Below are 24,346 nucleotides of genomic sequence, written 5' to 3'. Positions count from 1 at the left end.
CCACACCGACGACGAATGGTGACGGTTTTTGTTGAAATACTGAAATCCTCCGTACTATTGTACCTCGGGTTTTTGAACATCAGGCGATATGTCTTGTACCTCTATATTGAGACACTGAAACAGAGACTGGATGCCATCAACCAATTGCGCGTGGATCGCGCGCTTGCTGCCATGGGACCCGCTTTCCAGCAGGTTTACAGTCTACTGCCAACGTTATTACATTATCATCACCCGCTGATGCCGGGTTACCTTGACGGTAACGTTCCCCGTGGCATTTGCCTCTACACGCCTGATGAAACCCAACGCCACTATCTTGAGGAACTGGAACTGCATCGCGGTATGCAGACTCAGGAGCCGCCGAAAGGCGAGCTGCCGATCACCGGCGTCTACTCGATGGGCAGTACTTCCTCCGTCGGCCAGAGCTGCTCTTCCGATCTTGATATCTGGGTATGTCACCAGGCCTGGCTGGATAGCGAAGAGCGTCAGCTGCTGCAGCGAAAATGCAGCCTGCTTGAGAGCTGGGCTGCCTCGCTCGGCGTGGAAGTCAGCTTCTTCCTGATCGACGAAAACCGTTTCCGTCATAACGAAAGCGGTAGCCTCGGCGGCGAAGACTGCGGTTCGACCCAGCATATCCTGTTGCTTGATGAGTTCTACCGCACCGCGGTGCGCCTCGCCGGCAAGCGTATTCTGTGGAATATGGTACCGTGCGATGAAGAAGAGCATTACGATGATTACGTGATGGGGCTGTATGCCCAGGGCGTGCTGACGCCTAACGAATGGCTCGATCTCGGCGGCCTCAGTTCGCTGTCGGCGGAAGAGTACTTCGGCGCCAGCCTGTGGCAGCTGTATAAAAGTATCGACTCCCCCTATAAAGCGGTGCTGAAAACGCTGCTGCTGGAAGCCTACTCCTGGGAATACCCCAATAACCGCCTGTTAGCGAAAGATATCAAACAGCGTCTGCACGACGGGGAGATTGTCTCCTTCGGCCTCGACCCGTACTGCATGATGCTGGAGCGCGTGACCACCTATCTGCAGGCCATAGAAGATGAAACCCGCCTCGATCTGGTGCGCCGCTGCTTCTACCTGAAAGTTTGTGAAAAACTCAGCCGCGAACGCGCCTGCGTCGGCTGGCGTCGCGAAGTCGTCAGCCAGTTGGTGAATGCCTGGGGCTGGGACGAAAAGCGTCTGATGATGCTCGACAACCGCGCCAACTGGAAAATCGATGAAGTGCGCAAGGCGCACAACGAACTGCTCGACGCCATGATGCAGAGCTATCGTAATCTGATCCGCTTCGCGCGGCGCAATAACCTTAGCGTCTCCGCCAGCCCGCAGGATATTGGCGTGCTGACCCGTAAGCTGTATGCGGCCTTTGAAGCGCTGCCGGGGAAAGTGACGCTGGTAAACCCGCAAATTTCGCCGGATCTGTCGGAACCGAACCTGACCTTTATCCACGTGCCGCCGGGCCGTGCCAACCGTACCGGTTGGTATCTGTACAACCGCGCGCCGGACATGGAATCGATCATCAGCCATCAGCCGCTGGAATATAACCGTTATCTTAATAAACTGGTGGCCTGGGCCTGGTTTAACGGCCTGCTGACCTCACGCACCCGCCTGTTTATTAAGGGCAACGGCATCGTCGATCTGGCGAAGCTGCAGGAGATGGTGGCCGACGTGTCGCACCACTTCCCGCTGCGCCTGCCGGCGCCGACGCCAAAGGCGCTGTACAGCCCGTGCGAAATCCGCCACCTGGCGATTATCGTCAACCTCGAATATGACCCAACCGCGGCCTTCCGCAACCAGGTGGTGCACTTCGATTTCCGTAAGCTGGATGTTTTCAGCTTCGGCGAAGAGCAAAAATGCCTGATCGGCAGCGTCGACCTGCTGTATCGCAACTCGTGGAACGAAGTGCGTACGCTGCACTTTAACGGCGAACAGGCGATGATCGAGGCGCTGAAAACGATCCTCGGCAAAATGCACCAGGACGCCGCGCCGCCGGACAGCGTGGAGGTGTTCTGCTATAGCCAGCACCTGCGCGGCCTGATCCGCACCCGCGTGCAGCAGATGATCTCCGAATGTATCGAACTGCGTCTCTCCAGTACCCGCCAGGATACCGGGCGCTTCAAAGCGCTGCGCGTCTCCGGCCAGACGTGGGGGCTGTTCTTCGAGCGGCTTAACGTTTCGGTGCAGAAGCTGGAAAACGCCATTGAGTTCTACGGCGCTATCTCGCACAACAAGCTGCACGGGCTGTCGGTGCAGGTGGAAACCAATCACGTTAAGCTGCCGGCGGTGGTGGATGGCTTCGCCAGCGAAGGGATTATTCAGTTCTTCTTTGAAGACGCGGATAACAACGACAGCGGCTTTAACATCTATATTCTTGATGAGAGCAACCGCGCCGAGGTCTATCATCACTGCGAGGGCAGTAAAGAGGAGCTGGTGCGCGACGTCAGCCGCTTCTATTCGTCATCGCACGATCGTTTCACCTACGGCTCCAGCTTTATCAACTTCAACCTGCCGCAGTTCTATCAGATTGTCGAGGTAGACGGGCGCACCCAGGTGATCCCTTTCCGCACTCAGGCGATTGCCGCCGCGATACCCACCAGCCAGGACGTTACCGCCTCGCCGGTGCTGCAGCAGCGCTACTCGTAGATTTGGCCCGGATAAGGCGTGAGCCGCTATCCGCAGATATTCCCTGCTGGCACTGCGCTTAGCAGGGCTACGGTTCTAAGTCGTCGGGTAGCCCGGATAAGGCGCGATGCGCCGCTATCCGGGAAACACGTCATTAACGGAATTTCACCGTCTCACCGGCCTGCTGGCTCGCAGCCTGCTCCAGCAGATCCCAGAAGGTTTCGCCGCTGCGATCGCAGATCCACTCGTCGCCTTTGAGATCGAAGTGATAGCCGCCCTGTTTGGTGGCCAGCCACACCTGGTGCAGCGGCTCCTGACGGTTAATAATGATTTTGCTGCCGTTTTCAAAGCTGATGGTCAGCACGCCGCCGTTGATTTCGCAGTCGATGTCGCTATCGCCGTCCCAGTCGTCCAGACGTTCTTCGATGGTCATCCACAGGCTATCGGCCAGGCGATGGAATTCACTGTCGTTCATAATTTGATTCTGCTTTTTTGATTTTTGAAGATGGGTCGCAGTATAGCGCGAAACAAAAGCGCGCGCAGTCGGATGCTAAAGGCTTGCTTTTACGTCTTCTCCTGCGATGATAGAAAGCAGAAAGAATGAATCACGGGCAACTATCAATGAAAAACGTTTTTCCTACGCTTGCCGTTTTGTTTGCGATCTTCAGCCTGACCGGCTGCGGTCTGAAAGGGCCTCTCTATTTCCCACCGGCGGACAAAACCGCGCCGCCGCCGACCAAACCGGTTAACCCTGGCATTCAGAGCGCAACGCCGGATCGTAACGATCGTGGCGATACCGGTGGTCCGAGCCAGGTCAATTACTAACGATAACGTTCTGTTCCGCGCAACTGGAGTAGATGATGCAGTTCTCTAAAATGCATGGCCTTGGCAACGATTTTATGGTCGTTGACGCGGTAACGCAGAATGTTTTTTTCTCGCCGGAGCTGATTCGCCGCCTGGCGGATCGCCACCTTGGCGTCGGGTTCGATCAGCTATTGGTCGTCGAACCGCCCTACGATCCGGATCTGGATTTCCACTACCGGATCTTTAACGCCGACGGCAGCGAAGTGTCGCAGTGCGGCAACGGCGCGCGCTGTTTTGCCCGCTTCGTCCGGCTGAAAGGCCTGACCAATAAACGTGATATCCGCGTGAGTACGGCCAACGGGCGTATGGTATTAAGCGTAACGGAAGACGATCTGGTGCGGGTGAACATGGGCGAGCCCAACTTCGAGCCGTCCCAGGTGCCGTTCCGCGCCAACAAAGCGGAAAAGACCTATATCATGCGTGCCGCCGAGCAGACAGTATTGTGCGGCGTGGTGTCCATGGGAAATCCGCACTGCGTCATCCAGGTTGATGATGTGGATACGGCAGCGGTGGAAACTCTCGGCCCGGTGATGGAAAGCCATGAGCGTTTTCCGGAGCGCGCCAATATCGGCTTTATGCAGGTGGTCGGCCGGTCTCATATCCGTCTGCGCGTCTACGAACGCGGCGCGGGGGAAACCCAGGCCTGCGGCAGCGGCGCCTGCGCCGCGGTGGCGGTGGGGATCCAGCAGGGGCTGCTGGCGGAAACGGTACGCGTGGAATTACCCGGCGGTCGTCTTGATATCGCCTGGAAAGGCCCGGGCCAGCCGCTGTTTATGACCGGCCCGGCGGCCCATGTCTATGATGGATTTATTCATTTATGAAACCAATCGGGGAAGAACAGCAGGAGGTTGCCAGCGCGTTGAACGATCGCGCAGTGGTGGACTATCTGTTGCAACATCCTGAATTTTTTATTCGTAATGCCGCCCAGGTCGAACATCTCCGCGTCCCGCATCCGGTACGCGGTACGATTTCGCTGGTGGAGTGGCACATGATGCGGGCGCGTAACCATATTCATGTGCTGGAAGAGAATATGTCGCTGCTGATGGAGCAGGCGGTCGCTAATGAAAGCCTGTTCCAGCGCCTGCTGCAGCTGCAAACGCGGCTGGCGGCGGCGGAGAGCCTCGACGATATGCTCAACCGCCTTCACCGCTGGGCACGCGAGCTGGGGCTGGCGGGCGCCACGGTGCGCCTGTTTCCTGACTGCTGGCGCCTCGGCGCGCCCTCGAAGTTTACCCATCTGGCATTAAACCGGCAGGCGTTTGAGCCGATCCGTATTCAACGTCTGGGCCAGGCGCGCCACTATCTTGGACCGCTGAACGGCCCGGAGCTGCTGGTGGTGCTGCCGGAGGCGAAGGCCATTGGGTCTGTGGCGATATCGCTGCTGGGGGGCGATAATGCCCCGGGGGTGATGCTCTTCAGCAGCCGCGATGCGCAGCATTATCAGCCAGGGCAGGGGACGCAGCTGTTGCAGGAGATTGCCCAGATGCTGCCCGGCCTGCTGGAGCGCTGGATTGAACGCGCATGACCGATTCTCCTCTCTTCTCCGCCGTCGCCCGCTTTCTTCGCCATCTTGGCGTTGAACGCCAGCTCAGCCCGATCACGTTACTGAATTACCAGCGACAGCTGGACGCGCTGATCGCCCTGGCGGATGAGGCGGGCCTGAAAAGCTGGTCGCAGTGCGATGCCGCTCAGGTGCGAAGCTTTGCGGTGCGTAGTCGCCGCGCGGGGTTAGGCCCGGCAAGCCTGGCGCTTCGCCTGTCGGCGCTGCGCAGTTTCTTCGACTGGCTGGTCGGCCAGGGCGAGCTCAGCGCCAATCCGGCGAAGGGGATTGCCGCGCCGAAAATTCCCCGCCACCTGCCAAAAAATATTGACGTCGATGACGTCAATCGACTGCTGGATATCGATCTCAACGATCCGCTGGCGGTGCGCGATCGGGCGATGCTGGAGGTGATGTACGGCGCGGGATTGCGTTTGTCCGAACTGGTCAACCTGGATATCAAACACCTCGATCTCGAAAGCGGTGAGGTCTGGGTGATGGGCAAAGGCAGCAAGGAGCGTCGTTTGCCGATCGGTCGCAACGCGGTGGCATGGATTGAGCACTGGCTGGATTTGCGCGGCCTGTTCGGTACCGATGACGACGCGCTGTTTTTGTCGAAGCTGGGCAAACGTATTTCGGCGCGCAACGTACAGAAGCGATTCGCCGAGTGGGGCATTAAGCAGGGGCTGAACAGCCATGTGCACCCGCACAAGCTGCGCCACTCCTTTGCCACCCATATGCTGGAGTCGAGCGGCGATCTGCGCGGCGTGCAGGAGCTGCTGGGGCATGCTAACCTCTCCACCACCCAAATCTATACCCATCTTGATTTTCAACACCTTGCCTCGGTGTACGATGCCGCGCATCCGCGCGCTAAACGGGGGAAATAATGCGTTTTTACCGACCTCTGGGCCAGATTTCCGCGCTGACGTTTGACCTGGACGATACCCTTTACGATAACCGCCCGGTGATTGACCGGACGATGCACGAGTCGCTGGGCTTTGTGCGCAGCTACCATCCTTCGCTCAGCCAGTTCGACGCCCATGAGCTTAATCAGCTGCGTCAGACGCTGCTGGCTGCTGAACCTGAGATTTATCATGACGTGACCGTCTGGCGCCACCGTGCGCTGGAGTTAGGTATGCGTAATGCCGGGCTCTCCGCCGAAGCGGCGAAAGCGGGGGCCGATGCGGCGATGGAACACTTCGCTCACTGGCGCAGCCGCGTCGATGTTCCGCAGGAGACCCACGATACGCTGGCGAAGCTGGCGGAGAAGTGGCCGCTGGTGGCCATTACCAATGGCAACGCCCGCCCGGAACTGTTCGGTCTGAGCGACTATTTCCGCTTCGTGCTGCGCGCCGGGCCGGATGGCCGCTCCAAGCCGTTTGCCGACATGTACCACCTTGCGGCGGAGCGTCTGAATGTGCCGCTCGGGCAGATTCTGCACGTCGGCGATGATCTGACCACCGACGTGGCCGGCGCTATTCGCTGTGGGATGCAGGCCTGCTGGATCAAACCGCAAGGCGCGGACCTGATGCACACCGCGGACAGCCGCCTGCTGCCGCATATTGAAATTTCACGGTTGGCATCTCTGACCTCGCTGATATAATCACCAGTCACTCTGTATATATTAACAGGGGTTCGTGGAACCCCTTCTCTTCCGGCGGTGCCAATGGACGTTTCTTACCTGCTCGACAGCCTTAATGACAAACAACGTGAAGCCGTAGCGGCCTCGCGCACCAATATGCTGGTTCTGGCAGGGGCGGGCAGTGGTAAGACGCGCGTTCTGGTGCACCGTATCGCCTGGCTGCTGAGCGTGGAGAACTGTTCCCCGTATTCCATTATGGCGGTGACCTTTACCAACAAAGCGGCGGCGGAGATGCGCCACCGTATCGGCCAGCTGATGGGCACCACCCAGGGCGGCATGTGGGTGGGCACCTTCCACGGCCTGGCGCACCGTTTGCTGCGCGCGCACCATCTGGATGCCAACCTGCCGCAGGACTTCCAAATCCTCGACAGCGAAGACCAGCTGCGTCTGCTGAAGCGTCTGATTAAGGCGATGAATCTCGATGAGAAACAGTGGCCGCCGCGCCAGGCGATGTGGTACATCAACAGCCAGAAAGATGAAGGACTGCGCCCGCATCATATTCAGAGCTACGGCAACCCGGTCGAGCAGACCTGGCAGAAGGTCTATCAGGCCTATCAGGAAGCCTGCGACCGCGCCGGGCTGGTGGACTTCGCCGAGCTGCTGCTGCGCGCCCACGAGCTGTGGCTGAACAAACCGCATATCCTGCAGCACTACCGCGAGCGCTTCACCAATATCCTCGTCGATGAATTCCAGGATACCAACAACATTCAGTACGCCTGGATCCGCCTGCTGGCGGGCGATACCGGCAAGGTGATGATCGTCGGCGATGACGATCAGTCTATCTATGGCTGGCGCGGCGCGCAGGTCGAGAACATTCAGCGCTTCCTTAACGACTTCCCCGGCGCGGAAACCATCCGCCTGGAGCAGAACTATCGCTCGACCAGCAATATTCTCAGCGCTGCCAACGCCCTGATTGAAAACAACAACGGTCGGCTGGGCAAAAAGCTGTGGACCGACGGCGCCGACGGCGAGCCGATTTCGCTGTACTGCGCCTTCAACGATCTCGACGAAGCGCGCTTTGTGGTGAACCGAATTAAAACCTGGCAGGAGAACGGCGGTGCGCTGGAGCAATGCGCCATTCTCTATCGCAGTAACGCCCAGTCGCGCGTGCTGGAAGAGGCCCTCCTGCAGGCCAGTATGCCGTACCGTATCTACGGCGGCATGCGCTTCTTCGAGCGTCAGGAAATCAAAGACGCGCTCTCTTACCTGCGCCTTATCGCCAACCGCAACGACGACGCGGCCTTTGAGCGCGTAGTCAATACGCCGACCCGCGGCATTGGCGACCGCACGCTGGACGTGGTGCGCCAGACGTCGCGCGATCGCCAGCTGACGCTATGGCAGGCCAGTCGCGAGCTATTGAAAGAAAAAGCGCTGGCCGGTCGCGCCGCCAGCGCCCTGCAGCGCTTTATGGAGCTGATTGACGCGCTGGCGCAGGAGACCACCGATATGCCGCTGCACGTTCAGACCGATCGGGTGATTAAAGACTCCGGCCTGCGCGCGATGTACGAGCAGGAGAAAGGCGAGAAGGGCCAGACCCGTATTGAAAACTTAGAGGAGCTGGTGACGGCGACGCGCCAGTTCAGCTACAACGAAGAAGATGAAGATCTGATGCCGCTGCAGGCGTTTCTCTCCCACGCCGCGCTGGAAGCGGGCGAGGGGCAGGCGGACACCTGGCAGGACGCGGTTCAGCTGATGACCCTGCACTCGGCGAAAGGGCTGGAGTTCCCGCAGGTGTTCATCGTCGGCGTCGAAGAAGGGATGTTCCCGAGCCAGATGGCCCTTGATGAAGGCGGCCGCCTGGAGGAGGAGCGTCGCCTGGCCTACGTCGGCGTAACGCGCGCCATGCAGAAGCTGACGCTGACCTATGCGGAAACCCGCCGTCTGTACGGGAAAGAGGTTTATCACCGTCCGTCGCGCTTTATCGGCGAGCTGCCGCAGGAGTGCGTAGAAGAAGTGCGTCTGCGAGCCACGGTGAGCCGCCCGGTAAACCATCAGCGACTGGGCGCGCCGATTGCCGAGAGCGATACCGGCTACAAGTTAGGCCAGCGCGTACGGCATCCGAAGTTTGGCGAAGGCACTATTGTCAACCTCGAAGGCAGCGGCGAGCACAGCCGACTGCAGGTGGCTTTTCAGGGCCAGGGAATCAAATGGCTGGTGGCGGCTTACGCCCGGCTGGAGGCAGTGTAACTTTAAGAAAAATATCATTATTTTGTAATATTCTGCTACCTTTATACGTTAAGGCGCCTGATTTGCGCTTTCGCGTTCCGTTGCGTGTTGACGCCGATTTTGCGCTGGCGTAACATGCGCGCACGATTACGCTAAGAGGACATTCGCCTTGGACACACCCAGTAGATGCTGGCTCAACTTCCTGTCATTCAGGAACAACTCCTAAGGCTATCCTCTTATGCTGATAGCCTTAGCGGTTGTCAGCGACCTGCCCCATTCCCGTCGCGCTGAGTCAGGCTTAATGGTCTGAAACCCAATTTGTTTCTGTGTGCCCACCGAACTGTCCGATAATTTTTTTGCATTGGGAGTCCCGGTCATGCTGAGCGCATTTCAACTGGAAAACAATCGTTTAACGCGCCTGGAAGCCGATGAGATCAAACACCTCGCCAGCTCGGTGTGGGTCGATCTGGTCGAGCCTGACGACGATGAGCGAAGCCGCGTGCAGACGGAACTGGGTCAAAACCTGGCGACGCGCCCGGAACTGGAAGATATCGAAGCCTCCGCGCGTTTCTTTGAAGATGAAGACGGGTTACACATCCACTCGTTCTTCTTTTTTGAAGATGCCGACGATCACGCCGGCAACTCTACCGTGGCGTTTACCATCCGCGAAGGCCGCCTGTTCACACTGCGCGAGCGCGAACTACCCGCTTTCCGCCTCTACCGTATGCGCGTGCGTAACCAGACGCTGGTCGACGGCAACGCCTACGAACTGCTGCTCGACCTGTTCGAGACCAAAATCGAGCAGCTGGCGGATGAAATTGAAAACATCTACAGCGACCTGGAAAAGCTGAGCCGCGTCATTATGGAAGGCCATCAGGGCGACGAGTACGACGAAGCGCTGTCGACGCTGGCGGAACTGGAAGATATCGGCTGGAAGGTGCGCCTCTGTCTGATGGATACCCAGCGCGCGCTGAACTTCCTCGTGCGCAAGGCGCGCCTGCCGGCGGGCCAGCTGGAGCAGGCGCGGGAGATCCTGCGCGATATCGAATCTCTGCTGCCGCACAACGAATCGCTGTTCCAGAAGGTGAACTTCCTGATGCAGGCGGCGATGGGTTTTATCAATATCGAGCAGAACCGCATCATCAAGATCTTCTCGGTGGTCTCGGTGGTATTCCTGCCGCCAACTCTGGTGGCCTCCAGCTACGGGATGAACTTTGAATTTATGCCGGAGCTGCATTGGAGCTTTGGTTATCCGGGAGCCATCGTGTTTATGATGCTGGCCGGCCTGGCGCCATATCTCTACTTCAAGCGTAAAAACTGGCTGTAAAAAAAGGGAGCGTCGGCTCCCTTCTTTACTGGCTGATGCAGGCTTAGCCTCTGCGCAACCGGCGTTGGGTATACAGCGCATCGACGATAAACACCGCCAGCGCGACCCAGATAAAGCCAAAGGTCACCATTTTATCCTTGCCCGGCACTTCGCCGTAGAATGTCACCGCCAGCAGGAACATCAGCGTTGGACCGATGTACTGGAAAAAGCCCAGCGTGGAGAGCCGCAGACGCGTTGCCGCCCCGGTAAAGCACAGCAAAGGGATGGTGGTCACCACGCCCGCGGCCATCAGCAGCAGATTGAGCGACCAGGGGTTCTCGCCCATATGGCTGGTCGGGCTGTCGGTGATGCCGAACAACCAGATTGCCGCCACCGGCAGCAGCCACAGCGTTTCCACCAGCATGCCGGTTTGCGCATCGACAGCAATTTTCTTTCGCACCAGGCCGTAAAAGGCAAAACTGAAAGCCAGCCCAAGACCGATTATCGGCAGCGAACCAAAGGTCCACAGCTGGACCAGCACGCCGCAAAAGGCGAGGATCACCGCCAGCCACTGCAGACGACGAAAGCGTTCGCCGAGGAAAATCATCCCCAACAAAATATTCACCAGCGGGTTGATAAAGTAGCCGAGGCTGGCTTCCAGCATATGGTGGTTATTCACCGCCCAGATGAACAACAGCCAGTTACCGCCGACCAGCACTGCCGAGAGCGCCAGCAGGAAGATCTTGCGCGGCGTTTTCAGCAGCTTTTTCACCTGTGGCCACTGGCGGCTGACGCTGATGAGCGCCACCATGAAGAAGAAAGACCAGATCACGCGATGGGTCAGAATTTCATCGGCGGGAACATAGTAGATAAGTTTGAAGTACGCTGGCGCGATACCCCAGATAAAGTAGGCGGCGAGGGCCAGAATGATCCCCAACCGCGTCTGTTTCGCATCCATCGGTAAAATCCATTGCCAAAGAGAGTGATGTTACTCGATTTTGGCCAATCAACCCACCATATAGGTGGCCGTTGCGCTGGCAATATAGACCTGAGCTTCGTTATGCAGTTCCACGCGGGCAACCGCCACTTTATTGCCGGCGCGCAGCAGGGTGCTGGTGGCGGTAAAACGTTCGCCGCGGCCCGGACGCAGGTAGTCCACGCGCAGGTCGATGGTTCCCATACGGGAAAGCCGTTGGCGCAACTCTTCTTCGTTGATGGTGTCATGGCGGGTAAGGGTACTGCCGACGCAGACCAGGCCAGCGGCAACGTCCAGCGCGGAGGCGATCACCCCGCCATGCAGAATGCTTTGCGCCCAGTTGCCGACCATCATCGGCTGATTATTAAAGCTAAGCTGGGCAAACGCTTTTTCGTAGCGTTCCAGTTCGAGACCGAGGGCGCGGTTAAACGGCATGTGATAGACGAAAATCTCCCCTACCAGTTTCAGGGCTGCTTCGGCAGTAAGTTCAGACATAACACCGGTTCCATTCGTTAATAAAATGTTGATTTTATGCTTCTAAAATATTGATTTCCACTTTCGGAGCGGATTAGGGGGCAGGTGATTAATAAACAGGTAGAATGGCTTCAGGTTAAACAAAAATAAAAACTATTTTTCAGGAGACCAGCATGCGTATCTCTTTGGCCTGCCTGGTGGCGCTGTGCGCGCTACCGGCCGGTGTTATGGCGCAGGACGCGTCGGTACACGACAAACCGGCAGTGCGCGGCAGCATTATCGCCAACCTGCTCCAGGACCATGATAATCCTTTCCTGCTCTACCCTTATGAGAGCAACTATCTGCTCTATACGTGGACCAGCGACCTCAATAAAGAGGCGATCCGCAGCTATGACTGGGCCGAAAATGCCCGTAAAGATGAAGTGAAGTTTCAGCTAAGCCTGGCGTTCCCGCTGTGGCGCGGTATCCTGGGCGATAATTCGCTGCTGGGCGCGTCCTATACCCAGAAATCCTGGTGGCAGCTCTCTAACAGCAAAGAGTCGGCGCCGTTTCGCGAAACCAATTATGAACCCCAGCTGTTTTTGGGCTTTGCGACCGACTACCAGTTTGCCGGCTGGACGCTGCGCGATATCGAGATGGGGTATAACCACGACTCGAATGGGCGTTCCGACCCCACCTCGCGCAGCTGGAATCGGCTTTATGCCCGCCTGATGGCGCAAAACGGTAACTGGCTGGTGGAAGTGAAGCCCTGGTATGTGGTGGGCAACACCGATGATAACCCGGATATCACCAATTATATGGGCTATTACCGGCTGAAGGTGGGCTACCAGCTGGGAGAGGCGATCCTCAGCGCGCAGGGGCAATACAACTGGAACACCGGCTACGGCGGGGCGGAACTTGGCGTGAGCTATCCCATTACCAAACATGTTCGCGCCTATACGCAGATCTACAGCGGCTATGGCGAGTCGCTTATCGACTATAACTTTAACCAAACGCGCGTCGGCGTCGGGCTAATGCTCAACGATCTGTTTTAATCGTTGCACTCTGGCTCGCAGGCGCTGAAAATAGCGCCTGTTTTCTTTTCAGGCAAATGGGGTCAACGTGGCACAGGCGGAAGTATTAAATCAGGAATCGCTGGCTAAGCAGGTTTTACAAGAGACCTTCGGCTACCAGCAGTTCCGTCCTGGCCAGGAAACGATTATCGAGACGGCGCTCGAAGGCCGGGACTGCCTGGTGGTCATGCCGACCGGTGGCGGCAAGTCGCTGTGCTATCAGGTGCCGGCGCTGGTCATGGGCGGTCTGACGGTCGTGGTCTCACCGCTGATCTCGCTGATGAAGGACCAGGTCGATCAGCTGCTGGCCAACGGCGTGGCGGCGGCTTGTCTGAACTCGACGCAAAGCCGCGAGCAGCAGCAGGAGGTGATGGCCGGCTGCCGCAGCGGGCAGGTTCGTCTGCTGTATATCGCGCCGGAACGGCTGATGCTGGATAACTTTCTTGAGCATCTGGCGAACTGGAACCTGGCGATGCTGGCGGTAGACGAGGCGCACTGTATCTCGCAGTGGGGCCATGACTTCCGTCCGGAATATGCCGCGCTGGGCCAGCTGCGTCAGCGGATGCCGCAGATCCCGTTTATGGCGTTGACCGCCACCGCCGATGATACCACCCGCCGCGATATCGTCCGCCTGCTGGGGCTTAACGATCCGCTGATTCAGGTCAGCAGCTTCGACCGGCCAAACATCCGCTATATGCTGATGGAGAAATTCAAGCCGCTCGATCAGCTGATGCGCTACGTTCAGGATCAGCGCGGCAAATCGGGCATTATCTACTGCAACAGCCGTTCGAAAGTGGAAGACACCGCCGCCAGGCTGCAAAGCCGCGGTATTAGCGCGGCGGCTTACCATGCCGGTCTGGAAAACGACGTGCGCGCCGAGGTGCAGGAGAAATTCCAGCGCGACGATCTGCAGATCGTGGTGGCGACGGTGGCCTTCGGGATGGGCATTAACAAGCCGAACGTCCGCTTTGTGGTGCATTTTGATATTCCGCGCAATATTGAATCCTACTATCAGGAGACCGGCCGCGCCGGGCGTGATGGCCTGCCAGCGGAAGCGATGCTGTTTTACGATCCGGCGGATATGGCGTGGCTGCGCCGCTGTCTGGAAGAAAAACCCGCCGGGCCGCTACAGGATATCGAACGGCATAAGCTGAATGCGATGGGGGCGTTTGCCGAAGCGCAGACCTGTCGCCGTCTGGTGTTGCTGAACTATTTTGGCGAAGGGCGTCAGGAGCCGTGCGGCAACTGCGATATCTGTCTTGACCCGCCAAAGCAGTACGATGGCTTAATGGACGCCCGCAAGGCGCTTTCAACGATTTACCGGGTCAATCAACGCTTCGGAATGGGTTACGTGGTGGAGGTCCTGCGCGGGGCCAACAACCAGCGCATCCGAGAGATGGGCCACGATAAGCTGCCGGTTTACGGTATCGGCCGGGAGCAAAGTCACGAGCACTGGGTGAGCGTGATCCGCCAGCTGATCCACCTTGGGCTGGTGACGCAGAATATCGCCCAGCACTCCGCGCTGCAGCTGACCGAAGCCGCGCGACCGGTGCTGCGTGGCGAAGTGCCGCTGCAGCTCGCCGTGCCGCGTATCGTGGCGCTGAAGCCAAAGGCGATGCAGAAATCCTTTGGCGGCAATTACGACCGTAAACTGTTCGCCAAGCTGCGCAAATTACGTAAAGCGATCGCCGACGAAGAGAACATCCCGCCATATGTGGTCTTCAACGACGCGACGCTTATCGAGATGGCCGAACAATCGCCGCTGACCGCCGGCGAAATGCTCAGCGTCAACGGCGTGGGGACACGCAAGCTCGAGCGTTTCGGAAAGCCGTTTATGGCGCTGATTCGGGCGCATGTTGATGGCGACGATGAGTAGTCAGCTGGCTGAAAAAGTGCCAGAATAGTTTCTCTCTTCATTATTTTCCTGCGAGTTAACTATGCTGATGCTTTTCCTCACCGTGGCGCTGGTGCATATCATTGCGCTGATGAGCCCGGGGCCGGACTTTTTCTTTGTCTCACAAACGGCCATCAGCCGCTCGCGCAGAGAGGCGATGATGGGTGTGCTGGGGATCACCTGCGGCGTCATGGTCTGGGCGGGAGTGGCGCTGCTCGGCCTGAACCTGATCCTCGCCCGGATGGCGTGGCTGCATAACATTATAATGGTCGGCGGGGGCCTGTATCTATGCTGGATGGGCTACCAGATGCTGCGTGGCGCGCTGAAAAAAGAGAAGGTGGCCTCGGCGGAGCCGCAGGTGGAGCTGGCCCGCAGCGGACGCAGCTTCGTGAAGGGATTGCTGACCAATCTGGCGAATCCGAAAGCGATTATCTACTTCGGCTCGGTGTTTTCGCTGTTCGTGGGTGACAGCGTCGGCGCCGGCGCGCGCTGGGGCATTTTCCTGCTGATTATCGTTGAGACGCTGGCCTGGTTTATGGTGGTTGCCAGCCTGTTCGCCCTGCCGGGGATGCGCCGCGGCTATCAGCGGATGGCGAAGTGGATCGACGGTATCGCCGGTACGCTGTTTGCGGGCTTCGGCATCCACCTGATTATCTCGCGTTAACCGGCATGCTGTTTCCCCACCCGGTTGTTTCCGGGTGGGAAAGTATCAGTGGCGAAGCCGCTGCAGCTCGTCTTCAGACAGACCGGTCATTTCCATAATCGCCTGGTCATCAATACCGCGACTGCGCATCGCTTCGGCAACCTGCACCAGAGCCTGGTGTTTACCTTCTTTTATGCCTTGCTGTACGCCTTCCCTGATGCCTTTCTCCATACCTTCTGCAAGCCATGTTTCCGCCAGCGTCATCAGTAATCCTCCATGCTGCGGCACGCGCTGTGCCAGCCCGTACAAGAGTGTCCGAGTATCTTCGGCATCCCCTGCCTGAGCCATATAGTTTACCAATACGGTGATTTGTTGTCCGCTCATCTGCTCCAGCATTAAGAGGTGGGTCAACTTATCCAGCAATTGCGCCATATCGCGCTGGCGGATGTGCTTTTGCACCAGCGTCAGGGCTGCCATGCTGCGGTGCTGCATGATGTCGTCGTCGGGGATCACCGTGATATCGACCAGCGGAAACGCCCCGCTATAGAGCTGGCTGGCGGTCTCAGGATCGGCAAAATTATCCAGCCAGCGCATCGACCAGGGATAGGGGCTGCGTCGTCCCTGATAGAAGAGAATAGGGATAACCAGAGGCAGCGTTTTATGGCCGCTCTCCAGGTGCCGCTGCATGGCGGCGATGGCATAGCGCATTAAGCGAAAGGCCATCAGCTTATCGGGTGCGCTCTGGTGCTCGATCAGAACATGGACATAGCCCGCACCGCGGGTGGTTTCCAGCGAATAAAGGATATCGCTGTAGTAAGGCCTGAGATCGTCTTCGAGAAAGCTGCCGGATTCCAGACGCAGGGTGTCCAGTTTGCAGATCTGTGTTAATGACGGAGGCAGGTGGAGCTCGATAAAATCGCGCGCCGTCTCTACCCGTGAGAGAAAAGTTTTAAATACCGCATCATGAGGGGTCGCCGTTTCCGCCATTGCCGTTCATCCATGAATCACGTATCTGGCGGCATCCTGGCACGGCGGGTTCAGCGCCGACAGCGGGCAAAAACATTAATTACCCACTTTGCGCGCCGGCTCGCGCAGAGAGAAAGCGTCGTTCACCTGGCGAACCTCTCTTTGCGAGCGAGATTCCATGATTCAGGCATGGCGGGCGGAGGCGAGCAGCGCCCCGACCAGCATAAACAGTGAACCAAAGACTTTGTTCAACGCCTTCATCTGCTTTGGCCCTTTGATCCATGCGGAAATGCGCTGCGCCAGGGTCGCATAGCCAATCATCACAATGATATCGACGACGATGGTGGTGACGCCCAGAACGATATATTGCATCACCTGCGGCTGGTGCGGCAGGATAAACTGCGGAAACAGGGCGGCCAGAAAAACAATGCTTTTGGGATTGGTGAGATTTACGAACACCGCGCGCTGAAACAGTTTGCCGCGCGTCTGCGCCTTCGCCAGCGTATTCAGGTCGATCGCCCCTGCCGCCCGCCATTGCTGGATACCCAGCCAGATCAGGTAGGCGGCGCCGGCCCACTTCAGCACCTCAAAGGCCAGCACCGAGCGGGAGAAGAGAGTGCCGAGACCAACGCCAACCAGCACGATATGAATGGCCAGCCCAGTCTGCAAACCGGCAATCGACGCCGCCGCGCCGCGGTATCCGTGGTTAATGGAAGTGGTCATGGTATTAATCGCTCCGGAACCCGGCGACAGGCTGAGAATAATTGATGTCAGCAGGTAGGCGAACCACCACTCAATGGTCATGAGAAACTCCCTGATTGTCTGTTTTTATGCCACAATACGCTATTGTGTCAGCATTGTGTGATACACGGTAAAAAAACGATTTTCAGCGGTTAACAGGGGTGTAAACCCGATGTTTGGGCAGAAAAAGGACTGGGAAACACGAGAAAACGCGTTTGCGGCCTTTAGCATGGGGCCGCTGACGGATTTCTGGCGACAGCGCGAAGAAGCTGAATTTAAAGGCGTCGACGATGTACCGGTACGCTTTGTCCGCTTTTGCGCGCAACATAACGATCGTCTGGTGTTGATTTGCCCCGGGCGCATTGAAAGCTACGTGAAGTATGCTGAAGTGGCCTACGATCTCTTTCACTGCGGCTTTGACGTGATGATCATTGACCATCGCGGGCAGGGACGCTCGGGCCGCCTGCTCTCAGATACCCACCGCGGACACGTGGTTAACTTCAGCGACTATGTTGATGACCTGGCCGCGCTCTGGCAGCAGCAGGTGGTTCCTGGATACTGGCGAAAACGGTTTATCCTTGCTCATTCTATGGGCGGAGCGATTGCCACGCTTTTTCTGCAACGTTACCGGGCGCATTGCGATGCAATAGCGCTCTGCGCGCCGATGTTCGGGATTATCATTCGGCTGCCGGACTGGATGGTGCGCCATATTCTCGACTGGGCTGAGGGCCATCAGCGCATTCGCGAAGAGTATGCCATCGGCACCGGGCGCTGGCGGGCGCTGCCTTTTGCCGTTAACGTGCTGACGCACAGTCGGCAACGCTATCGTCGCAACCTGCGCTTCTATGCCGATGAGCCGCGGCTGCAGGTCGGCGGTCCGACCTGGCACTGGGTGCGTGAGGGCATGCTGGCCGGCGACGAAGTGCTGGCGAATGTGGAAAAAGATACCGCCCCGACGCTGCTTTTACAGGCGGAGGAGGAGCGGGTGGTCGATAATCTGATGCACGACCGCTATTGCGAATTACGGGCCGCTGCCGGCCATCCCTGTGAGGGCGGTAAGCCGCTCGTCATTGAAGGGGCATATCATGAGATCCTTTTTGAAAAGGACGCTATGCGCTCAGTCGCGCTCAATGCCATCGTCGAGTTTTTCAATCGACATACTTAATCCGACGATAACGCTCGTCGCCCTGCTTAGAGGTTAACTTTTTTATGTACCAGGTTGTTGCGTCTGATTTAGACGGCACGCTGCTTTCCCCCGATCATTTCCTGACCCCGTATGCCAAAGAGACGCTGAAGCTGCTTACCGCCCGTGGGATCAATTTCGTCTTCGCCACCGGCCGTCACTACATCGACGTCGGGCAAATCCGCGATAATCTCGGCATCCGGTCGTACATGATCACCTCTAACGGCGCCCGCGTTCACGATAGCGATGGTCAGCAAATCTTTGCCCATAACCTCGATCGCGATATTGCCGCCGACCTGTTTGAGATCGTGCGTAACGACCCGAAAATCGTCACTAACGTTTATCGGGAAGACGAGTGGTATATGAACCGCCATCGTCCGGAAGAGATGCGCTTCTTCAAGGAGGCGGTGTTTAACTACAAGCTGTATGAGCCGGGCGAACTGGATCCGCAGGGGATCAGCAAAGTATTCTTTACCTGCGAGGATCATGAGCATCTGCTGCCGCTGGAGCAGGCGATGAACGCCCGCTGGGGCGATCGGGTGAACGTCAGCTTCTCCACCTTAACCTGCCTGGAAGTCATGGCGGGTGGGGTATCGAAGGGGCATGCGCTGGAGGCGGTGGCGAAGATGCTCGGCTACACTCTTTCCGATTGCATCGCCTTCGGCGACGGTATGAACGACGCTGAGATGCTGTCGATGGCTGGCAAAGGCTGCATCATGGCCAACGCCCACCAGCGGCTGAAGGATCTGCATCCGGAACTGGAAGTGATCGGCAGTAACGCCGACGATGCTGTCCCGCACTACCTGCGTAAGCTATACCTCGACTGAAAAAGATTGACGACTGGCGAATAAGTGTCCAGTCGTCAACCTGACTCTTCGCTACAATGCCTGTTCTTTATCCAACGAGACGACCATTGTGGCGCTGTTAATTATCACCACTATCCTGTGGGCCTTTTCTTTTAGCCTGATTGGCGAATACCTGGCCGGTAGCGTCGACAGCTATTTTTCGGTGCTGATGCGCGTGGGCCTGGCGGCGCTGGTGTTCCTGCCTTTCCTGCGCACGCGCGGCCAGTCTCCGCGCACGATCGTGCTCTATATGCTGGTGGGCGCGATGCAGCTAGGCATCATGTACCTGCTGGCTTTCCGCGCCTATCTCTATCTGACGGTCTCGGAATTTCTGCTGTTTACCGTGTTTACTCCCCTGTATATCACGCTGATCTACGACCTGCTCAGCGGACGTAAGCTGCGCTGGGGCTATCTGCTGAGTGCCGCGCTGGCGGTGCTGGGGGCGGCGATTATCCGCTATGACAAAGTCAGCGATCATTTCTGGACCGGGCTGTTACTGGTACAGCTGTCAAACCTCTGCTTCGCCATCGGTATGGTGGGGTATAAGCGTCTGATGGAGGTGCGTCCGATGCCGCAGCACAATGCCTTTGCCTGGTTCTATGTCGGGGCCTTTATCGTGGCGGTGGCGGCGTGGTTTATGCTCGGCAACGCCCAGAAGCTGCCGACCACCACGCTGCAGTGGAGCGTGCTGGTGTGGCTCGGCGTGGTGGCTTCCGGGCTGGGTTACTTTATGTGGAACTATGGCGCCACCCAGGTGGATGCCGGCACGCTGGGGATCATGAATAACGTCCATGTCCCCGCCGGGCTGCTGGTTAACCTTGCCATCTGGCAGGAGCAGCCGCACTGGCCGAGCTTTATTAGCGGAGCGTTGGTGATCCTGGCCTCGCTGTGGGTCCATCGCCGCTGGGTCGCTCCGCACTCCGGACAAACGGCAGATGATCGCAGGCGTGGTTCCGCGCAGAGCGAATAAACGCTTCGGTGACCGGTTGACGCTGTTCGCCATCGCGAACGGCCGCGTACAACCGGCTCCATAATCCCTCACCCAGGGTTTTGGTGACCACCAGGCCCTGGCGTTCAAAGCTTTCCACCACCCAGTGCGGCAGCGCGGCGATGCCCATCCGGGCAGCCACCATCTGGATCAACAACAGCGTGTTATCGACGCTTTTCAGCTGCGGGCTGATGCCGGCCGGCTGCAGGAAGTGGCGCCAGATATCGAGGCGCCCGCGCTGCACGGGATAAATCAACAGCGTTTCCGCGGCCAGATCCTCCGGGGTAACCAGCGTCTTCATAGCTAACGGATGCTCGGGCGCCAGCACCAGACGCACCTCAAAATCAAACATCGGCGAGTAGTGCAGGCCGCTGCGCGGCAGAATATCGGAGGTCATCACCAGATCCAGTTCACCCTGCTGCAGCGCAGGCTGTGGGTCGAAGGTGACGCCGGAATGGAAGTCGACCTCCACATGTGGCCAGCGGGCGCGGAAATTCTCCAGCGCCGGCGTCAGCCACTGAATACAGCTGTGACATTCGATAGCCAGCCTCAGCCGGGTCTGCTGTGGTTCGTTACAGTCCTGCAGGGCGCGAGCGATCTGCGGCAGCACCTGGTTGGCCAGCTGTAAGAGGATTTCCCCCTGAGGCGTAAAACGCAGCGGCTGGCTCTTACGCACAAAGAGACGAAAGCCAAGGCGCTGTTCCAGATCGCTGAACTGGTGAGACAAGGCGGACTGGGTCTGGTGCAGGGCCGCTGCCGCACCCGCCAGTGAACCGCTGTTCCGCAACGCTTGCAGCGTTTTCAGATGTTTAATTTCGATCATGAAAGTCCTTCACTTCGCCATGAGCAATTTGCGCTTGAGGAATATACAGTAACTGTCAATTATGGATGTGTAAACATCTGGACGTCTAAAACTCGTCATATTTCGACTTGCAGATGCGTTGGCTGCCTTGCTTACCCCAGTCACTTCCTTCAGTAAGCTCCTGGGGATGCGCATCGTTGCCGCCTTCCTGCAAGCCGAACTATTGAGATTTTTTCTTCAGATTCAATGAAATAAGAGAGGAACATAAATGACAATTATTAACCACACCCTCGGTTTTCCTCGCGTTGGCCTGCGCCGCGAGCTGAAAAAAGCGCAAGAGAGCTACTGGGCGGGCAACGCCACTCGCGAGGAACTGCTGGCGGTAGGCCGTGAGCTGCGCGCCCGTCACTGGGAGCAGCAGAAACAGGCGGGCGTTGATCTGCTGCCGGTGGGGGATTTCGCCTGGTACGACCATGTTCTGACTACCAGCCTGCTGCTTGGCAACGTGCCGGCTCGTCATCAGAACAAAGACGGATCCATCGACATCGATACCCTGTTCCGCATTGGCCGCGGCCGCGCGCCGACTGGCGAACCGGCCGCCGCTGCGGAAATGACCAAATGGTTCAACACCAACTATCACTATATGGTGCCGGAGTTCGTGAAGGGCCAGCAGTTCAAACTGAGCTGGACCCAACTGCTGGATGAAGTAGACGAAGCGCTGGCGCTGGGCCACAAGATCAAGCCCGTGCTGCTGGGGCCGGTAACCTATCTGTGGCTGGGTAAAGTGAAAGGTGAACCGTTTGACCGCCTGACCCTGCTGAATACCATCCTGCCGGTTTACCAGCAGGTGCTGGCCGAACTGGCGAAGCGCGGCATCGATTGGGTGCAGATTGATGAACCGGCGCTGGTGCTGGAGCTGCCGCCAGCGTGGCTGGAGGCCTTTCAACCGGCTTATGACGCCCTGCAGGGCCAGGTGAAGCTGCTGCTGACTACCTATTTTGAAGGCGTTAGCGACAATCTCGCGACCATTGCTGCGCTACCGGTCCAGGGGCTGCACGTCGATCTGGTGCACGGCAAAGATGATGTTGCCGAACTGCACAACCACCTGCCGGCCGACTGGCTGCTGTCCGCGGGCTTGATCAATGGGCGTAACGTCTGGCGCGCCGATCTCACCGAAAAGTATGCGCAAATTAAAGACCTCGTCGGTAAGCGCGAGCTATGGGTCGCGTCATCCTGCTCTCTGCTGCATAGCCCGATCGATCTAAGCGTGGAGACGCGCCTTGATGCGGAAGTGAAGAGCTGGTTTGCCTTCGCGCTGCAGAAATGCGGTGAGCTGGCGCTGCTGCGCGATGCGCTGAACAGCGGCGATACAGCGGCGATTACCGAGTGGAGCGCGCCAATCCAGGCCCGTCGCCATTCGACCCGCGTGCACAACGCGGAGGTGGAAAAACGGCTGGCGGCGATCACTGCTCAGGACAGCCAGCGCGCCAGCCCCTATGAGGTTCGCGCGCAGGCACAGCGCCAGCGCTTTAACCTGCCGAAATGGCCGACCACCACCATCGGGTCATTCCCGCAAACGACCGAGATCCGCGGCCTGCGCCTGGACTTCAAAAAGGGTAACCTTGACGCCAGTCATTATCGGACGGGGATTGCGGAACATATTAAGCAGGCGATCGTCGAGCAGGAGCGGTTAGGTTTAGACGTACTGGTGCACGGGGAGGCCGAGCGGAACGACATGGTGGAATACTTCGGCGAACATCTGGACGGTTTTATCTTCACGCAAAACGGCTGGGTGCAGAGCTATGGTTCCCGCTGCGTGAAGCCGCCGGTGGTGATCGGCGACGTCAGCCGTCCGCAGGCGATCACCGTCGACTGGGCGAAGTATGCGCAGTCGCTGACCGACAAGCCGGTGAAAGGGATGCTCACTGGACCGGTGACCATTCTGTGCTGGTCCTTCCCGCGGGAGGATGTCAGCCGTGAAACCATCGCGAAACAGATTGCGCTGGCCCTGCGTGATGAAGTGGCGGATCTGGAGGCGGCGGGGATCGGCATCATCCAGATTGATGAGCCGGCGCTGCGCGAAGGGTTACCGCTGAAGCGCAGCGACTGGGATGCCTATCTGCAGTGGGGTGTGGAAGCCTTCCGCCTTAATGCTGCGGTCGCCAAAGACGACACGCAGATCCATACTCACATGTGCTATTGCGAGTTCAATGACATCATGGACTCCATTGCCGCGCTGGACGCTGACGTGATCACCATTGAAACCTCGCGGTCCGATATGGAGCTGCTGGAGTCGTTCGAAGCGTTCGAGTACCCCAATGAGATCGGGCCGGGAGTATATGATATTCACTCGCCAAACGTGCCGAGCGTGGAGTGGATCGAAGCGCTGCTGAAGAAAGCTGCGCAGCGTATCCCGGTGGAGCGACTGTGGGTTAACCCGGACTGCGGCCTGAAAACTCGCGGCTGGCCGGAAACCCGCGCCGCGCTGGCGAATATGGTGCAAGCGGCGCGAAATCTGCGCCAGTCCGCCTAATCGTTACGCGAAAAATCAAAAAGGAGGCATTTGCCTCCTTTTTTCATGCTTAGGGCGATTAGCCTTTTTTACCGCCATACTGAGCAAACCAGGCGAGCATCCGCTGCCAGCCATCTTTGGCTGACTCTTCATGATAGCTGGCGCGATAGTCGGCATTAAAGGCATGATCGGCTTCGGGATAGACCACGATTTCCGCCGTGGCGTTGGCTGCCCGCAGCGCCTGACGCATAGTCTCGACGGTGTCCTGCGGAATGCTGGCGTCTTTAGCGCCGTACAGACCAAGCACCGGGGCGTTGAGATCGACGGCGATATCTACCGGGTGCTTCGGCGAATTCAGTGATTTTTCTCCCACCAGCTTACCGTACCAGGCCACCGCCGCTTTAAGCTGCGGGTTGTGCGCGGCATACAGCCAGGTAATGCGTCCGCCCCAGCAGAAGCCGGTGATCAGCAGACGATGGGCATCGCCGCCGTGGCGCGCCGCCCAGCTGGCGACGTGGTCGAGATCCGCCAGCACCTGCGCGTCCGGCACCTTGCTGACCAGCTCTTTGAACAGGGTCGGGATATCGTGGTACTCATTCGGATCGCCCTGACGGAAGTACAATTCAGGCGCGATAGCCAGATAGCCTTCCTGTGCCAGGCGGCGACAAAGATCGCGAATATGTTCATGCACGCCGAAAATTTCCTGTACCACGATAACGATCGGCAGCGGACCGTCGGCATTTTTCGGGCGGGCGTGGTAGGCCGGCATGTTTTCACCCTGAGAGGGAATCGACGTCTCTCCGGCGATAATATGCTCTTCCGGCGTATGAACGGCGGTTGCGGCGTGTGGTGAAGCTGCAGGTGCGAATCCAGGTTGCTTGGTGGTGGTCATGGTATTCTCCGTACCCTTATTTATTAGCGCATCAGTAACTATAGACCCTTTACCTTTAGTTCGGGCGGTAATAAAGCACAGTGCCTGAAAGCGGCTATCTTTTGTTCTGTGATGATGAATATAACTTGTTAATGTGATGTGTATCACTATTTACTGAAAAACAACTGCAATCATTATTGGTCTTGGTGACTATCATCACAAAATGTTGCCAGGGGCTTCTGTACAGTACCGTTTTGCT

22 protein-coding genes are annotated in these 24,346 nt (G+C 58.0%); 15 read left to right on the top strand and 7 right to left on the bottom strand.

What is annotated here, in order from left to right; translation table 11 throughout:
- The first annotated feature begins 93 nt into the window (after positions 1-93).
- The gene (gene cyaA / locus IB144_RS25165) at positions 94-2,646 is read left to right on the top strand and encodes a class I adenylate cyclase (protein WP_002883383.1); all 2,553 of its coding nucleotides are present in this window, start codon (positions 94-96) and stop codon (positions 2,644-2,646) included.
- Positions 2,647-2,779: 133 nt separating this feature from the next.
- Here the strand turns inward: cyaA and cyaY are convergent, their stop codons facing one another.
- Positions 2,780-3,100: an iron donor protein CyaY gene (gene cyaY / locus IB144_RS25160; protein WP_002883389.1), complete on the bottom strand. Its 321-nt coding sequence runs from the start codon at positions 3,098-3,100 to the stop codon at positions 2,780-2,782.
- Between the two features lie 146 nt (positions 3,101-3,246).
- Between cyaY and IB144_RS25155 the strand changes: the two genes are divergently transcribed.
- The 7 genes from IB144_RS25155 (at position 3,247) to corA (ending at position 10,161) form a co-directional block, all read left to right on the top strand.
- Positions 3,247-3,450: a lipoprotein gene (locus IB144_RS25155; protein ID WP_002883392.1), complete on the top strand. Its 204-nt coding sequence runs from the start codon at positions 3,247-3,249 to the stop codon at positions 3,448-3,450.
- 35 nt (positions 3,451-3,485) lie between these two features.
- Positions 3,486-4,310 (top strand): diaminopimelate epimerase, encoded by an 825-nt coding sequence (dapF, locus tag IB144_RS25150; protein ID WP_002883394.1) that lies wholly within the window; start codon positions 3,486-3,488, stop codon positions 4,308-4,310.
- Positions 4,307-5,014 (top strand): DUF484 domain-containing protein, encoded by a 708-nt coding sequence (locus IB144_RS25145; protein WP_002883395.1) that lies wholly within the window; start codon positions 4,307-4,309, stop codon positions 5,012-5,014. The genes dapF and IB144_RS25145 overlap by 4 nt, the downstream gene beginning before the upstream one ends.
- Positions 5,011-5,913, top strand: a complete 903-nt coding sequence (gene xerC, locus IB144_RS25140; RefSeq protein ID WP_002883396.1) for a tyrosine recombinase XerC — start codon at positions 5,011-5,013, stop codon at positions 5,911-5,913. Before IB144_RS25145 ends, xerC begins: the two co-directional genes overlap by 4 nt.
- Complete coding sequence (gene yigB / locus IB144_RS25135) at positions 5,913-6,629, top strand: 5-amino-6-(5-phospho-D-ribitylamino)uracil phosphatase YigB (protein WP_004895082.1); 717 nt, start codon at positions 5,913-5,915, stop codon at positions 6,627-6,629. The genes xerC and yigB overlap by 1 nt, the downstream gene beginning before the upstream one ends.
- 63 nt (positions 6,630-6,692) lie before the next feature.
- Positions 6,693-8,855 carry a DNA helicase II gene (gene uvrD, locus IB144_RS25130; protein WP_002883398.1) on the top strand — a complete coding sequence of 721 codons (2,163 nt, stop codon included), beginning with the start codon at positions 6,693-6,695 and terminating at the stop codon, positions 8,853-8,855.
- 355 nt (positions 8,856-9,210) lie between these two features.
- Positions 9,211-10,161 (top strand): magnesium/cobalt transporter CorA, encoded by a 951-nt coding sequence (gene corA / locus IB144_RS25125; protein ID WP_002883400.1) that lies wholly within the window; start codon positions 9,211-9,213, stop codon positions 10,159-10,161.
- A gap of 43 nt (positions 10,162-10,204) precedes the next feature.
- On the opposite strand, the gene rarD is transcribed toward corA, so the two are convergent.
- Both rarD and yigI read right to left on the bottom strand, forming a co-directional pair.
- Positions 10,205-11,098 carry an EamA family transporter RarD gene (gene rarD, locus IB144_RS25120; protein WP_002883402.1) on the bottom strand — a complete coding sequence of 298 codons (894 nt, stop codon included), beginning with the start codon at positions 11,096-11,098 and terminating at the stop codon, positions 10,205-10,207.
- 48 nt (positions 11,099-11,146) lie between these two features.
- On the bottom strand, positions 11,147-11,611 hold the full coding sequence (gene yigI / locus IB144_RS25115) for an acyl-CoA thioesterase YigI (protein ID WP_002883404.1): 465 nt from the start codon (positions 11,609-11,611) through the stop codon (positions 11,147-11,149).
- Between the two features lie 152 nt (positions 11,612-11,763).
- Here yigI and pldA point away from each other — a divergent pair, with 152 nt between their 5' ends.
- The 3 genes from pldA to rhtC all read left to right on the top strand — a co-directional run bounded on the left by pldA (position 11,764) and on the right by rhtC (position 15,200).
- Entirely contained in the window at positions 11,764-12,624 is an 861-nt protein-coding gene (gene pldA / locus IB144_RS25110; protein ID WP_020324058.1) for a phospholipase A, read from the top strand.
- Positions 12,625-12,691: 67 nt separating this feature from the next.
- Positions 12,692-14,518: an ATP-dependent DNA helicase RecQ gene (gene recQ / locus IB144_RS25105; protein WP_004152055.1), complete on the top strand. Its 1,827-nt coding sequence runs from the start codon at positions 12,692-12,694 to the stop codon at positions 14,516-14,518.
- Between the two features lie 61 nt (positions 14,519-14,579).
- Positions 14,580-15,200 carry a threonine export protein RhtC gene (rhtC, locus tag IB144_RS25100; RefSeq protein ID WP_004152056.1) on the top strand — a complete coding sequence of 207 codons (621 nt, stop codon included), beginning with the start codon at positions 14,580-14,582 and terminating at the stop codon, positions 15,198-15,200.
- 45 nt (positions 15,201-15,245) lie between these two features.
- On the opposite strand, the gene IB144_RS25095 is transcribed toward rhtC, so the two are convergent.
- Positions 15,246-16,166: an Rpn family recombination-promoting nuclease/putative transposase gene (locus tag IB144_RS25095; protein ID WP_004901884.1), complete on the bottom strand. Its 921-nt coding sequence runs from the start codon at positions 16,164-16,166 to the stop codon at positions 15,246-15,248.
- Positions 16,167-16,328: 162 nt separating this feature from the next.
- Positions 16,329-16,949, bottom strand: coding sequence for a homoserine/homoserine lactone efflux protein (rhtB, locus tag IB144_RS25090; RefSeq protein ID WP_004181651.1), 621 nt, complete (start codon positions 16,947-16,949; stop codon positions 16,329-16,331).
- 109 nt (positions 16,950-17,058) lie between these two features.
- Between rhtB and pldB the strand changes: the two genes are divergently transcribed.
- The 3 genes from pldB to IB144_RS25075 all read left to right on the top strand — a co-directional run bounded on the left by pldB (position 17,059) and on the right by IB144_RS25075 (position 19,884).
- Complete coding sequence (gene pldB / locus IB144_RS25085; protein ID WP_016947174.1) at positions 17,059-18,051, top strand: lysophospholipase L2; 993 nt, start codon at positions 17,059-17,061, stop codon at positions 18,049-18,051.
- Positions 18,052-18,095: 44 nt separating this feature from the next.
- Positions 18,096-18,896, top strand: a complete 801-nt coding sequence (gene yigL / locus IB144_RS25080; RefSeq protein ID WP_004146466.1) for a sugar/pyridoxal phosphate phosphatase YigL — start codon at positions 18,096-18,098, stop codon at positions 18,894-18,896.
- Positions 18,897-18,984: 88 nt separating this feature from the next.
- Positions 18,985-19,884, top strand: coding sequence for a carboxylate/amino acid/amine transporter (locus tag IB144_RS25075; RefSeq protein ID WP_002883414.1), 900 nt, complete (start codon positions 18,985-18,987; stop codon positions 19,882-19,884).
- Here the strand turns inward: IB144_RS25075 and metR are convergent.
- Entirely contained in the window at positions 19,772-20,725 is a 954-nt protein-coding gene (metR, locus tag IB144_RS25070) for an HTH-type transcriptional regulator MetR (protein WP_002883415.1), read from the bottom strand. The two genes, IB144_RS25075 and metR, sit on opposite strands and share 113 nt — an antisense overlap.
- Positions 20,726-20,972: 247 nt before the next feature.
- Between metR and metE the strand changes: the two genes are divergently transcribed.
- The gene (metE, locus tag IB144_RS25065) at positions 20,973-23,237 is read left to right on the top strand and encodes a 5-methyltetrahydropteroyltriglutamate--homocysteine S-methyltransferase (protein ID WP_020324048.1); all 2,265 of its coding nucleotides are present in this window, start codon (positions 20,973-20,975) and stop codon (positions 23,235-23,237) included.
- A 58-nt stretch (positions 23,238-23,295) separates the two neighbouring features.
- Here the strand turns inward: metE and IB144_RS25060 are convergent, their stop codons facing one another.
- Positions 23,296-24,108: a dienelactone hydrolase family protein gene (locus tag IB144_RS25060; RefSeq protein WP_002883417.1), complete on the bottom strand. Its 813-nt coding sequence runs from the start codon at positions 24,106-24,108 to the stop codon at positions 23,296-23,298.
- Between the last annotated feature and the right edge of the window lie 238 nt (positions 24,109-24,346).

It is taken from the genome of Klebsiella sp. K4 (assembly GCF_014596785.2).
GTDB lineage: Bacteria > Pseudomonadota > Gammaproteobacteria > Enterobacterales > Enterobacteriaceae > Klebsiella > Klebsiella pneumoniae.
Note: the sequence above shows the minus strand (reverse complement) of the source record. Positions and strands in the feature narration are given on the sequence as shown.

Coding starts and splice junctions, on each gene's coding strand:
- cyaY (WP_002883389.1), bottom strand. CDS start 3,100: ATGAACGACAGTGAATTCCATCGCCTGGCCGATAGCCTGTGGATGACC.
- IB144_RS25155 (WP_002883392.1), top strand. CDS start 3,247: ATGAAAAACGTTTTTCCTACGCTTGCCGTTTTGTTTGCGATCTTCAGC.
- dapF (WP_002883394.1), top strand. CDS start 3,486: ATGCAGTTCTCTAAAATGCATGGCCTTGGCAACGATTTTATGGTCGTT.
- IB144_RS25145 (WP_002883395.1), top strand. CDS start 4,307: ATGAAACCAATCGGGGAAGAACAGCAGGAGGTTGCCAGCGCGTTGAAC.
- xerC (WP_002883396.1), top strand. CDS start 5,011: ATGACCGATTCTCCTCTCTTCTCCGCCGTCGCCCGCTTTCTTCGCCAT.
- yigB (WP_004895082.1), top strand. CDS start 5,913: ATGCGTTTTTACCGACCTCTGGGCCAGATTTCCGCGCTGACGTTTGAC.
- uvrD (WP_002883398.1), top strand. CDS start 6,693: ATGGACGTTTCTTACCTGCTCGACAGCCTTAATGACAAACAACGTGAA.
- corA (WP_002883400.1), top strand. CDS start 9,211: ATGCTGAGCGCATTTCAACTGGAAAACAATCGTTTAACGCGCCTGGAA.
- rarD (WP_002883402.1), bottom strand. CDS start 11,098: ATGGATGCGAAACAGACGCGGTTGGGGATCATTCTGGCCCTCGCCGCC.
- yigI (WP_002883404.1), bottom strand. CDS start 11,611: ATGTCTGAACTTACTGCCGAAGCAGCCCTGAAACTGGTAGGGGAGATT.
- pldA (WP_020324058.1), top strand. CDS start 11,764: ATGCGTATCTCTTTGGCCTGCCTGGTGGCGCTGTGCGCGCTACCGGCC.
- rhtC (WP_004152056.1), top strand. CDS start 14,580: ATGCTGATGCTTTTCCTCACCGTGGCGCTGGTGCATATCATTGCGCTG.
- IB144_RS25095 (WP_004901884.1), bottom strand. CDS start 16,166: ATGGCGGAAACGGCGACCCCTCATGATGCGGTATTTAAAACTTTTCTC.
- rhtB (WP_004181651.1), bottom strand. CDS start 16,949: ATGACCATTGAGTGGTGGTTCGCCTACCTGCTGACATCAATTATTCTC.
- pldB (WP_016947174.1), top strand. CDS start 17,059: ATGTTTGGGCAGAAAAAGGACTGGGAAACACGAGAAAACGCGTTTGCG.
- yigL (WP_004146466.1), top strand. CDS start 18,096: ATGTACCAGGTTGTTGCGTCTGATTTAGACGGCACGCTGCTTTCCCCC.
- metR (WP_002883415.1), bottom strand. CDS start 20,725: ATGATCGAAATTAAACATCTGAAAACGCTGCAAGCGTTGCGGAACAGC.
- metE (WP_020324048.1), top strand. CDS start 20,973: ATGACAATTATTAACCACACCCTCGGTTTTCCTCGCGTTGGCCTGCGC.
- IB144_RS25060 (WP_002883417.1), bottom strand. CDS start 24,108: ATGACCACCACCAAGCAACCTGGATTCGCACCTGCAGCTTCACCACAC.